Here is a 12,384-nt window from a genome sequence, read left to right as displayed (position 1 = left end):
ACGCAACTGCCGTCCGGACGCGTATCAGTGGGTGACGATCGCCGGGTCGCTGACGCCGGGACGCCCGTTCTCAACATGTCCGGCGAACCGCCGCAGGAAGGTCGCGTCGGCCCCGGAGGTCACCGTGAGGTCGTACCAACGCCTGCTCGCCGCGAGGTCGAAGAGGTGCTTCACGGTGGCGCCGGGCCGCACCCTGACGGCCTTGGCGTGACCGCCGTAGCCGTTCGTCACCTTCAACTGGACCGTTCCGGAGCCCTTGTTGGTGAAGGTGAGCTCGACGTCGTCGCCGACGTGCCGGGCGGTGACCTCCGGTCCCGCGGCCGAGCCGGGGCCCTTGAAGACGCGCAGGAAGCCGTTCGGGCCGTGCACGGTCAGGTCGTGCGAGCCGCCCGAGTACGCCGAGTTCCAGGTGTCGGAGACGGTCCGGCCGGCCTCCGTGGTGTACGCCCAGGGACCGTCGGTGCGGTTGCCGGAGGTGACGAGGAAGGCGGCGCCGGCATGTGCGCCGGAGGCGAAGGTGAGGGTCAGCTTCCCGGCCGCCGGGTCCGCGCTGCCGTCCACGCACGGGGCGTACTTGAGCGGGCGGGTGGGCTTGTGGCCGCGCTCCTGCCTGGGCAGCGACCCGGTGGCCGGCGGGGTCGGCACGTAGTCGGGGTGACGGTTGCGGTCCGGCGGCTGGTAGCTCACGGTGTCGGGCAGGGACACCGGCCTGGCGTCCCGGCGGGAGAAGTCGAACGCGGCGGTCAGGTCGCCGCAGATCGCGCGCCGCCAGGGCGAGATGTTCGGCTCGTGCACGCCGAAGCGGCGCTCCATGAACCGGATGACGGAGGTGTGGTCGAGCGTCTCCGAGCAGACGAACCCGCCCTTGCTCCAGGGCGAGACGACCAGCATCGGCACGCGCTGGCCGAGCCCGTACGGGCCGGCGACGTGGCCGGCGTCACCCTTGAACAGGTCCGGGCCGACGTCGACGGTGGACCTGCCCTGGGCGGCGGAGGCCGGCGGGAACGGCGGTACGACGTGGTCGAAGAAGCCGTCGTTCTCGTCGTAGGTGATGAACAGGGCCGTCTTCGCCCACACCTTCGGGTCGGAGGTGAGCGCGTCCAGGACCTGGGCGACGTACCAGGCGCCGTAGTTGGCCGGCCAGTTGGGGTGTTCGGTGAACGCCTCGGGGGCGACGATCCAGGAGACCTGCGGCAGCTTGCCGCCCTTGACGTCCGCCTTCAGCTGGTCGAAGAGGCCCTCGCCCTTGCGGGCGTCGGTGCCGGTGCGGGCCTTGTCGTAGAGCGGGTCGCCGGGCGCGGCGTTCTGGTACTGCTTGAAGTACAGCAGCGAGTTGTCGCCGTAGTTGCCGCGGTAGGCGTCCTGGATCCAGCCCCAGCTGCCGTGCGCGTCCAGCCCGTCGCCGACGTCCTGGTAGATCTTCCAGGAGACCCCGGCCTTCTCCAGGCGCTCGGGGTACGTGGTCCAGCTGTAGCCCGCCTCGTCGTTGCCGAGGACCGGGCCGCCGCCCTGCCCGTCGTTGCCGGTGTAACCCGTCCACAGGTAGTAGCGGTTCGGGTCGGTGGAGCCGATGAACGAGCAGTGGTAGGCGTCGCAGATGGTGAACGCGTCGGCGAGCGCATAGTGGAAGGGGATGTCGTCGCGGTTCAGGTACGCCATCGTGGTCGACGACTTGGCGGGCACCCACTTGTCGTACTTGCCCTGGTCGAAGGCGGTGTGACCGTCGTTCCAGCCGTGCGGGAGGTCCTGGATGAAGGCGAGGCCCAGGTCGTCGGCGTCGGGGTGGAAGGGCAGGATCTCCTTGGTGCCGTCGGACTGGTGCCAGACGGACTTGCCGTTCTGCAGCGTGACCGGGCGCGGGTCGCCGAAGCCGCGGACACCTCTGAGGGTCCCGAAGTAGTGGTCGAAGGAACGGTTCTCCTGCATGAGGACGACGATGTGCTCCACGTCCTCGATCGAGCCCGTGCGGTGGTTGGCGGGCAGCGCGGCGGCGCGCTCGATGCTGTTGGACAGCGCGGTGAAGGCCGAGGTGGCGCCCGCGAGTTGGAGGAATCGTCGCCGGTTGACTTCGGGCATGAGTGAGGGACCTCTCGTCCGGACGGGTTTTGCCGACCACTTCGCGGCGGAATGCGCGCGCAAGGAGTGTTGCAAGAGCACCGAACGGGAGGGAAGGGTCCGATGGCGCCAACGTGAAGGTCGACGGTACGCGGGATGGCGGCGGGGCAGACCGTCGCCCGGGGGACGCGGGGCACCGGGCGGCCGGAAACGCGCCCCGGACCTGGGGGTGTGGCGCAAGCCCTACTGAAGCGAGGGCGGCCGGTGCACGGCCGTGTGATCGTCCACCGCTGGTGGACGATCACACGGCCGCGGGCTCAGGGCGTCGGATAGGCCTCCACCTCGCTTAACTGACCGGCGGGCCAACCCGTGTTGGCCGACACGGTCAGCCGCAGGTGGCGCAGGCTGGTGCCGCTGGACAGGGGCACGGTGACGGTGTTGCCGGTCGCCGGGTCGAAGCGGTAGCCCTGCGCGCCGAGCACCGTCGAGTAGGCCGAACCGTCGGTGCTGCCCAGCACGGTGATCGTCTGGGTGCGCGCGCCCCAGGCCGCGGACGGCGGCAGCTTCAGCACCAGCCGGCGCACCGCCTGAGCCGAGCCGAGGTCGACCGTCCAGGACTGCGGGAAGGCGTTGTTGGCCGACTCCCAGTAGCTGTTCGCGTCGCCGTCGACCGCCTTGCCGGGCATGTAGACGTCCTGCGATCCGGTGGCGGTGGCCGGACGGCCTTTGGCGAGGTTGCGGTTCGGGTCGGGGTCCGGGTTGCCCTGCCCCGGCTGCGGCCAGGTCGAGCAGTCCGCCCAGGTGCTGCTCCAGCCGGAGTTGCCGCCGCCGTCGGTGAGTGTGAAGCTGCCGGAGCCGGCCGGGTAGGGGCAGTTGTAGACGCCCGCCGCGCCGACGCCGGTGGCGGCGACGTTGCGGAAGGTGGCGGCGCCCTGCGCCTCGGCCTGCACGACGACGGTACCGGTGTCGCGGACGGTCGCGCCGTCCACGGTGACGCTGCGGACGGGGTGGCCCTGCCCGCCGCCGGAGACGAACTCGAAGGCGCTGTACGGGCTGTCGGTGATGGTGGTGTGGGTGATGTTCACGGTGGCGTTGACGGCGCTGTCGTAGGAGTCGACGCGCAGCGCGCCCATGGGGTGGTTCCAGTTGGGGTTGATCGCGCCGGTGCGTACCAGCGTGTTGCCGTCGACCGTGATGGTGCCGGCCAGCGGATAAAAGGGGTCCGCGAACTTCTGGTTGGAGATGGCGATCCCGCTGCCCAGGGCGTTGGTGTCGGAGACCAGGTTGTTCTTCACCGCGAGGTCCGTGCCGCCGTAGATCGCGATGCCGTTGGCGAGGTTCGGCTGCGAGATGGTGTTGTTCTCGAAGCTGGAGTCGGTGTCCGGGGAGTACAGCGACCACATGGCGAGCGAGTCGTCGCCCTGGTTGCGCAGGAAGTTGTTGCGGACCCGGACGCCCTTGGCCGTGCCGTTGAGGTTGAGGCCGTCGGCAGTGGTGTCGAGGATGCGGTTGTTCTCCACGACCAGGTTGTCGTTGTTGCCGGTCAGCCACAGGCCGACCTTCAGGTGCTGGATCCACATGCCGGAGACGGAGGAGTCCGGGCCCAACGAACCGTTGACGAAGTTGTCCGGGCTGGAGTCGACGCGCTCGGTGACCTCGCCGATGACCGCGAAGTCCTTGATGTGGACGTTGCCGGAGGAACCCGACTGGTCGACGAACCGGGAGGTGTGCACCGCGGAGTACCAGCCGCCGGCGCCCTGGAGGGTGACGTTCTGGACGCCGTTGAGGGAGGAGGTCAGCCGGTAGTCGCCCGGCGGAATCCACACCACACCGCCCTGCGCGGCGACGATGGCGTCCCGGAAGGCCTGCGTGGAGTCGCCCTGGCCGCTGGGGTCGGCCCCCTTGGACGTGACCGACACCGAACCGGCGGGCTGGGAGGCCGCCGCGGGCACCTGTTCGAAGTCGGCGACGTCGACGGTGACCTGGACGTCCGCGGCCTCGACGGCGACCTTGTCGCCCGCCTGCACGTTCCGGCCGAGCAGCAACCGGGTGTTGTCGAAGAAGTGGTGGGTCCTGGCGCCGGGGATCCAGCCGGTGTCGATGTAGGAGTACTTGGACGTGACCGCGAGCGTCTTCGCGAGTTTCTGGCCGTTGACGTACACATTGAGCGTGCCGGACCGGCCGTCGGGCACGCTGTAGGCGACGTTCACGGCGTTGGCGGCGCGCGGCACGGTGAACTCGACGCGCTGACCGGCGCCGAGGCGCACCGCCTGCCGTCCGGAGGCCTCGGAGGCGAGGGTGCCCTGGGTGTAGTCGGGGCCGATCCTGGTGCCGGTGGTGGTGGCGGACTCCGCCTCGACCGAGGCGAAGGGGAGGGTGGCGCCCGCTGCCGCGTGGGCGGCGGGCGCGCCGAGGGTGACGAGCAGGCCGGCCGTGAGGGCGACGGCCGCTCCTGAGGCCGGCATGCGCCCGACGGTTCTGACGGTGGTGTCGCGGTACATGTGCTGATCCCTTCATGGTGGGGGTCACGGTGGGGGTACGGAGATGGCGCGGTGCGGGGTCGGCGGTCTCAGGCGCGCAGCCAGACCGCCGTGTCCTGCGGAAGGCGGCCGCGGTCGTCGAGCGGGCCGCTGGTCAGCAGGACCCGGCTGTGGGAGGGCAGTTCGGCGGCTGCCGAGGCGAGGTTCACCATGCATGTCGCGCCGCCGGCGCGGGTGAAGGCCAGGACGCCGTCGGGGGCGGGCAGCCAGGAGAGGGGGGCGTCGCCGAACGCCGGCCGGAGGCGGATCGCCTGCCGGTAGAGGGTGAGCATGGAGGATGCGTCGTTGTGCTGAACGTCCACTGCGTAGGACGTCCAGCCGACCGGCTGCGGCAGCCAGGGTTCCTCCCGCGAGCCGAATCCCGCGTACGGCGCCCCGGCCACCCATGGCAGTGGCACCCGGCAACCGTCGCGACCCGGATCCGTGCCGCCCGAGCGGGCGTACATCGGATCCTGTATGCGGTCGGCCGGAATGCCGGCCTCGGGCAGCCCGAGCTCCTCCCCCTGGTAGACGTACACCGCGCCCGGCAGCGCCAGCGACAGCAGAGCGGCCGCGCGGGCGCGCCGGGTGCCGAGGGTGAGATCGGTGGGGGTGTTGAAGGCCTTCGTGGCGAAGTCGAAGCCGGTGTCCTCGCGGCCGTACCGGGTGACCGTGCGGGTCACGTCGTGGTTGCACAGCACCCAGGTGGCGGAGGCGCCCACGGGGGCGTGCACGGCGAGCGTCTCGTCGATCGCCCGGCGCAGCCGGGCCGCGTCCCAGGGACAGGACAGGAAGGAGAAGTTGAACGCGGTGTGCAGCTCGTCGGGGCGCAGGTAGCGGGCGAACCGCTCGGTGTCCGGCAGCCACACCTCGCCGACGAAGATGCCCCCGTACTCGTCGGCGATCCGGCGCCAGGAGCGGTAGATCCCGTGCAGTTCGTCCCGGTCGACGTAGGGGTGCGGGTCGCGGCCGTCGACGAAGTCGGGCAGGCGGGGGTCCTTGGCGAGCAGCGCGGCCGAGTCGATGCGCACTCCCGCGACCCCCCGCTCGAACCAGAAGCGCAGGATGTCCTCGTGTTCCCGGCGGACCGCCGGGTGGGCCCAGTTGAGGTCGGGCTGCTCGGGGGCGAACAGGTGCAGGTACCAGGCGCCGTCGGGCAGGCGGGTCCAGGCCGGGCCGCCGAACTGTGACGTCCAGTCGTTGGGCGGGAGTTCTCCGCCCGGGCCGCGGCCGGGGCGGAGGTGGAACAGCGCGCGCTCGGCGCCGCCGGCCAGCGCGGCCCGGAACCAGGGGTGCTGGTCGGAGACGTGGTTCGGCACGATGTCGACGATCGTGCGGATGCCCACTTGCCGGGCCTCGGCGATGAGTTTCTCCGCCTCGGCCAGGGTGCCGAAGGCGGGGTCGACGACGCGGTAGTCGGCGACGTCGTAGCCGCCGTCCTTCATCGGTGACAGGTACCAGGGGTTGAACCACAGGGCGTCCACGCCGAGTTCGGCGAGGTACGGCAGCCGGGAGCGGACTCCTGCGAGGTCGCCGGTGCCGTCCCCGTCGCCGTCGGCGAAGCTGCGGACGTACACCTGGTAGATGACCGCGGAGCGCCACCAGGCATGGCCGGGCTGTCCCACTGTGCTTGCCTTTCTGTCTCGGGGCGGTGTCAGCCCTTGGAGCTGCCCGCGCTGATCCCGGCGATGATGTGCCGCTGGAAGACGAGGAACAGGGCGACCATCGGAACGCTGGCGATCACCATCGCGGCGACGAGGACGGTCAGCCGGATGTTCTGCGACAGCTGGACCAGGGCCACGCTGATCGGTTGCCGGTCGGTGTCGGAGAAGACCATCAGCGGCCACAGGAAGTCCTGCCAGACGGCCACCAGCGCGAAGATCGACACCACGCCCAGCACCGGCCGTGACATGGGCAGAACGATCGACCACAGGGTACGCAGCCTCCCGGCGCCGTCGATCTCGGCGGCCTCCAGGACGTCCCGTGGGATCTGGTCGAAGAACCGCTTGAGCAGATACAGGTTGAAGGCGTTGGCGACCGCCGGCAGCCAGATCGCGAGGGGGTCGTTGAGCAGGCTGATGTGCAGCAGCGGCAGGTCGGCGACGGTGAGGTACTTCGGTACGACGAGGGCCTGCGCCGGGACCATCAGGGTGGCCAGGATGCCGCCGAGGATCACCCCGCCGAAGACGGGCCTGAGCCTGGACAGGGCGTAGGCGGCGGCCGTGCAGAACACCAGCTGGCACAGCCACGCACCGGCGGCCTGCACCACCGTGTTCCACAGGTGCTGCGGAAGCTGCATCAGCTCCCATGCGTCGGTGTAGCCGCCGAGCCGCCAGTGCCGCGGGAGGAGTGCGGGCGGGGTGCGGGCGACCTCGTCCGGCGACTTCATCGCGCCGGTCACCATCCAGTAGACGGGGAAGAGGAAGGCCAGCGTGAACAGTGCCAGGACGCCGGTGAAGACGGTCCAGTAGACCGCCCTTCCGCGCGGGCGGGCCAGGGTGGCCGGGGAGACCAGGGTCCGTGTGCCGCTCATGCGTCCTCCTCGCCGGAGCGGGTGAGCCGCAGATAGGCGGCGGAGAAGACGCCGAGGAGCACCAGCAGCATGACGCTGAGTGCGCAGGCGCCGCCGAAGTCGTTGTAGAGGAAGGCGTACTTGTAGATGAGGTAGAGCACGGTCACCGTGGCGTTCTCCGGGCCGCCTCCGGTGATCACGAACGGCTCGGTGAAGACCTGCATCGTGGCGACGATCTGCAGCAGCATCAGCATGAGGACGACGAAGCGGGTCTGCGGGAGGGTCACGTGCCGGATGCGCTGCAGGAGGTTCGCGCCGTCCAGCTCGGCGGCCTCGTACAGCTCGCCGGGGATGGACTGCAGCGCGGCGAGGTAGATCAGGACGGTGCCGCCCATGTTGGCCCAGGTCGCCACGAGCACCAGGGAGACCAGGGCGGTGTCGGCGCCGTTGGTCCAGTTCGAGGTGGGCAGGTGCAGGAAGCGCAGGACCTCGTTGGCGAGCCCGGCCCCGGGGTCGTAGAACCACTTCCACAGCAGTGCGCTGACCACCGGCGGGATCATCACCGGCAGATAGACCACGACCCGGAAGAAGGCCCTGGCGTGCCGGAGTTCGTTGAGGACGAGGGCGAGGACGAACGGAACGGCGAAGCCGATGAGCAGGGCGAGCAGGGTGAAGGTGAGGGTGTTGCGCCAGGCCGCGCCGAACTCGGGGTCGTGCAGGACGCGGGTGAAGTTGGCCGTGCCGGCCCACCGGGGCGGAGAACCGGGCGTGTACTTCTGGAAGGCGATGACGACCGCGCGGATCGCCGGGTACCAGGAGAAGAGGGCGAAGCAGACGAGGCCACCGAGCAGGAAGGCGTAGGCGCGGGCCTGGTCGGCGAGGCGGCGCCGTCCCCGGCCCCCTACCGGGGGCGGCGCCTGCACCGGGCGGACCGGGATCGTCCCGGCCCTGCGCCGCTCGGCCGTCCTGGTCATCACGGCCGGCTCCGGGCCAGGATGCCGTCGATCTTGCCGGAGGCGTCCTTGAGGAGCTGGTCGATGTCTGCGTCCTGCTTCGTCAGTACGGCGGAGACGACGCCGTCGAGGACCGAGTAGATCTGCTGGGCGTTCGGCGGCTCGACCTTCGGCCGGAGGGTGTGGTTGCCGTCCACGAACGACTGGTAGTTCCCCACGGGGACGTTGGCGTTGGCCTTCTTGACCTGCTGGTCCCTGGCGTCGGCGGCGCCGGTGAACAGCCGCGGCTCGGGCAGGCCGACGGGGGCGTTTTTCTTCCGCGCGCGGGCGTAGTCGCCGAGGAAGCCCCTGCCGGGGGTGAGGAACATGTGGTCGAGCCATTGCAGGCCGGCGCGGATCTGGGCGGGCGTGTCCTTCTTGCTGAACATGTAGCCGTCGCCGCCGACGAGGGTGCCCCTGCCGCCGGGCATGGGGGCGAGGGCGAGGTCGTGGTAGTTCCCGCCCTTCTCCTTCACCAGGACGGGGATGTTGTCGGGGGCGGAGAGGTACATGCCGAGTCCGCCCGCACCCATCATCTGCTGGACGTCGTTGATGACCAGGAGCTGCTTGCTGCCCATGGAGTTGTCGGTCCACCGCATGTCGTGCAGGTTCCGCAGGACGGCGTGGCCCTCGGGGGTGTCGACGGTGGCCTTCCTGCCGTCCGGGGCGACGACGTCGCCGCCCTGCGAGTACAGCTCGGCGGTGAAGTGCCAACCGCCCTGGTTCTGGGCGCTGTAGTCGGCGTATCCGACGGTGCCGTTGCCGAGCGCCGCGATCCGCTTCGCGTCGGCGCGCACCTCCGGCCAGGTCGTCGGCGGCTTGTCGGGGTCGAGGCCGGCCCTGGCGAAGAGCTTCTTGTTGTAGATCAGCCCCATGGAGTAGCCGGTACGCGGTATGCCGTAGACCTTGCCGTCGACGGTGTAGATGTCCCGGAGCTGCTTCTGCAGGGTGGCGTAGCTCTTCAACTCCTTGACATACGGGGTGAGATCGGCCGCCCGGCCGGTCTCGACGACATGCCTGACGTCGGTGAAGTACGTGTAGAAGACGTCCTCCATCTGTCCGCCGGCGAGTTTGGCGTCGAACGTCTTGGGGTCCTCGCAGGGGAACGCGTCGTGCGTGACGACGTCGACGTCCGGGTGCTGCTTCTCGAAGGAGGCGACGTCCTGCTCGAAGAAGGACCGGTCGGCCTTGGCGCTGCGGGGCGGCTCGCAGTTGACCGTGATGCGCGTCCTGCCGCCGGCCGAGCCGTCGTCCGAGCCGCAGGAGGTCAGGCCGAGGGCAAGGGAGCAGGCGCTGAGCGCGAGGAAGGTGCGGCGGAACCCGGTGCTTGTCATCGGTGGACCCCTCTGGACAGGAGCGGTGGGCGCCGCACACTCAAGCACCGGCCGCGACTCTTCGCAAGATGTCGCGCACGATCTGAAATTATTTGACAGCAGAACGGATCTCAGGGACGAGGCGCTTGCGCGGTCGAGCCACGGACCACCAACTCCGGCTCGAACAGCAGCTCGTCGGCCGGTACGGACGTGCCGCCGATCTGGGCGTTGAGCAGTTCCACCGCGGCCTTCCCCATGGACTCGATGGGCTGCCGCACGGTGGTCAGCGGGGGTTCGGTGCAGTTCATCAGCGCGGAGTCGTCGTAGCCCACGACCGAGATCTGTGACGGGACGTCAAGTCCGCGGCGCCTGGCCGCCCTGACCGCTCCCAGCGCGAGCGGGTCGCTGGCGCAGATGAAGCCGGTGACGCCCCGGTCGATCAGTTTGGCCGCCGCCGCGTGCCCGCCCTCGATGGAGAAGATCGCCCGCGCGACGAACTCGTCCGGCAGGTCCTGGGCGATCGCCCGCGCCGCGGCCAGCTTGCGCGCCGACGGCACGTGGTCGCCCGGTCCGAGGACCAGCCCGATCCGCTCGTGGCCCAGCGAGGCCAGGTGGCGCCAGGACTGCTGCACGGCCACGGCGTCGTCGCAGGAAACGCCCGGGAAGCCGAGGTGTTCGATGGCCGCGTTGACCAGCACCACCGGGATGTTGCGCTCGGCGAGCAGCCGGTAGTGGTCGTGCGGCGCGTCGGCCTGGGCGTACAGGCCGCCGGCGAAGACGACTCCGGACACCTGCTGTTGCAGCAGCAGGTTCACGTAGTCGGCCTCGGAGACGCCGCCCTTGGTCTGCGTGCACAGCACGGGCGTCAGACCGAGCTGTGCCAGCGCCCCGCCGATGACCTCGGCGAACGCGGGGAAGATGGGGTTCTGCAGCTCGGGCAGGACCAGGCCGACCAGCCGGGCGCGCTCGCCGCGCAGCTGGGTGGGCCGCTCGTAGCCGAGGACGTCAAGCGCGGACAGCACCGCCTGGCGGGTGGCCTCGGAGACACCGGGCTTGCCGTTGAGCACCCGGCTGACCGTGGCCTCACTGACCCCGACCTTCTTCGCCACTTCCGCAAGTCGACGCGTCATGTGCGCAAGAATAACGCAAGGAATGCAAGCCGTCTGCAAGTCCCTTGCAACCGACCGACTCCTCGTGTCCTGCTCCAGGCGCGCCCCTCGTGTCCGGTTCTACGGCGCGGCCCACAGCCCGCGGACGTGTCCCAGATGCCGGGTCATCACCGCCCGCGCGGCTTCCTCGTCCCGTGCCAGCAACGTGCCGAGGAGTTCCAGGTGTTCTTCGGCCGAGGCCTGCAGCTTCCCCTGCTCGACCAGCGCCGTCAGGCCGTACAGCCGTGAACGCCGCCGCAGGTCCCGTACGACCTCCACCAGATGGTCGTTGCCCGCCAGAGCCAGCAGCCCGAGGTGGAAGCGCAGGTCGGCCTCGACGTACGCGATGAGGTCGCCCGCCGCGGCGGAGGTGACGATCTGCTGCGCGACGGGGCGCAGGGCCTCCAGATCCCCGGGGTCGGCCGTGGCCGCCAAGGCGGCCGTGGTCGGGATCTCTATCAGGGACCGGATGTGGGTGTACTCGTCGAGCTGTTTCTCCGAGACGGCGGTGACCCGGAAGCCCTTGTTGGGCACGGTGTCGACCAGCCCCTCCTTGGCGAGGTCGAGCATCGCCTCGCGCACCGGTGTCGCGGAGACACCGAAGCGGACGGCGAGCCCGGGCGCGGAGTGGACCTCGCCGGGCCGCAGCTCCCCGGCGATCAGCGCGGCCCGCAGGGCGTCCGCCACCCGCTCCCGGTAGCTGGGCTTCTTGCCGCCGAGCGTGGGCAGGGCGGGGTTGTGCTGCGGGGGCATGACGGTCGTCCTTCTCCTCGGTCGCCGGACACTGTCCACTGGGTGCACGGGTACGGCTACAGTACGAACCCCGCCGGGAAGGGGTCGTCGGGATCCAGCAGATACTGGGCGGTGCCGGTGATCCAGGCGCGGCCGGTGAAGGCGGGCAGCACGGCCGGGCGGCCGGCGACCTCGGTCGTCCCGAGCAGCCGCCCGGTGAACCGGGTGCCGATGAATGACTCGTTCACGAAGTCTGTGTGCAACGGCAGTTCACCTCGCGCATACAGTTGCGCCATCCGCGCGCTCGTGCCGGTGCCGCAGGGGGAGCGGTCGAACCAGCCGGGGTGGATCACCATCGCATGCCGTGCCTTCCGGGCGGTGGCGCCCGGCGCGTACAGGTGGACGTGGTGGCAGCCGCGGATGGACGGGTCCTCCGGGTGGACCGGCTCGTTCACGGCGTTGATGGCGTCCATCAGGGCGAGGCCGGCCTCGAGGATGTCGTCCTTGCGGGAGCGGTCGAAAGGCAGGCCGAACTCCTCCAGCGGCAGGATGGCGTAGAAGTTGCCGCCGTAGGCGAGGTCGTACGTCACCGTCCGCCCGTCGGCGAGGGTGGCCTTGCGGTCCAGGACGTGGCAGAAGGAGGGGACGTTGTGCAGGGTGACGGCCTTGGCCACGCCGCCCTCCACCGCGACCTCGGCGACGACGGGACCGGCCGGGGTGTCCAGCCGGAGGGTGGTCACCGGCTCGACGACCTCGACCATCCCGGTCTCGACGAGTACGGTGGCCACCCCGATGGTGCCGTGCCCGCACATGGGCAGGTAGCCGGAGACCTCGAGGTAGACCACGCCCCAGTCGCAGTCGGGACGGGTCGGCGGCTGCAGGATCGCGCCGCTCATGGCGGAGTGCCCGCGCGGCTCGTTCATCAGCAACTGCTTGATGTCGTCGTGGTGCTCCCGGAAGTACAGCCGCCGTTCGTTCATGGTCGCGCCGGGGATGGTGCCGATGCCACCCGTGACGACCCGGGTGGGCATGCCCTCGGTGTGCGAGTCGACCGCGTGCAGGACGAGTTTGCTGCGCACGACCGGCCTCCTTCCTGACTCCTGTTGGCTGCGT

Annotated in this window: 9 protein-coding genes; all 9 read right to left on the bottom strand. The window is 70.3% G+C overall.

The window, feature by feature from the left end:
- Positions 1–24 precede the first annotated feature (24 nt).
- Positions 25–2,076, bottom strand: a complete 2,052-nt coding sequence (locus AB0A61_RS16885) for a phosphocholine-specific phospholipase C (RefSeq protein ID WP_361292322.1) — start codon at positions 2,074–2,076, stop codon at positions 25–27.
- Between the two features lie 296 nt (positions 2,077–2,372).
- A complete protein-coding gene (locus AB0A61_RS16880) occupies positions 2,373–4,520 on the bottom strand; it encodes a discoidin domain-containing protein (RefSeq protein ID WP_361292321.1) in 2,148 nt (715 codons plus the stop codon).
- 104 nt (positions 4,521–4,624) lie between these two features.
- The gene (locus AB0A61_RS16875) at positions 4,625–6,199 is read right to left on the bottom strand and encodes an alpha-amylase family glycosyl hydrolase (RefSeq protein ID WP_361292320.1); all 1,575 of its coding nucleotides are present in this window, start codon (positions 6,197–6,199) and stop codon (positions 4,625–4,627) included.
- Positions 6,200–6,228: 29 nt separating this feature from the next.
- On the bottom strand, positions 6,229–7,107 hold the full coding sequence (locus AB0A61_RS16870) for a carbohydrate ABC transporter permease (protein ID WP_361292318.1): 879 nt from the start codon (positions 7,105–7,107) through the stop codon (positions 6,229–6,231).
- Complete coding sequence (locus AB0A61_RS16865; RefSeq protein WP_361292316.1) at positions 7,104–8,060, bottom strand: sugar ABC transporter permease; 957 nt, start codon at positions 8,058–8,060, stop codon at positions 7,104–7,106. The genes AB0A61_RS16870 and AB0A61_RS16865 overlap by 4 nt, the downstream gene beginning before the upstream one ends.
- A complete protein-coding gene (locus tag AB0A61_RS16860) occupies positions 8,060–9,412 on the bottom strand; it encodes an extracellular solute-binding protein (protein WP_361292314.1) in 1,353 nt (450 codons plus the stop codon). Before AB0A61_RS16860 ends, AB0A61_RS16865 begins: the two co-directional genes overlap by 1 nt.
- Before the next feature lie 110 nt (positions 9,413–9,522).
- The gene (locus AB0A61_RS16855) at positions 9,523–10,521 is read right to left on the bottom strand and encodes a LacI family DNA-binding transcriptional regulator (RefSeq protein ID WP_361292312.1); all 999 of its coding nucleotides are present in this window, start codon (positions 10,519–10,521) and stop codon (positions 9,523–9,525) included.
- Between the two features lie 99 nt (positions 10,522–10,620).
- A complete protein-coding gene (locus AB0A61_RS16850; protein WP_361292310.1) occupies positions 10,621–11,292 on the bottom strand; it encodes a GntR family transcriptional regulator in 672 nt (223 codons plus the stop codon).
- A gap of 56 nt (positions 11,293–11,348) precedes the next feature.
- Positions 11,349–12,350: a proline racemase family protein gene (locus AB0A61_RS16845; RefSeq protein WP_361292308.1), complete on the bottom strand. Its 1,002-nt coding sequence runs from the start codon at positions 12,348–12,350 to the stop codon at positions 11,349–11,351.
- Positions 12,351–12,384: the final 34 nt, after the last annotated feature.

It is taken from the genome of Streptomyces sp. NPDC046197 (assembly GCF_040646295.1).
Classification (GTDB): domain Bacteria; phylum Actinomycetota; class Actinomycetes; order Streptomycetales; family Streptomycetaceae; genus Streptomyces.
Note: the sequence above shows the minus strand (reverse complement) of the source record. Positions and strands in the feature narration are given on the sequence as shown.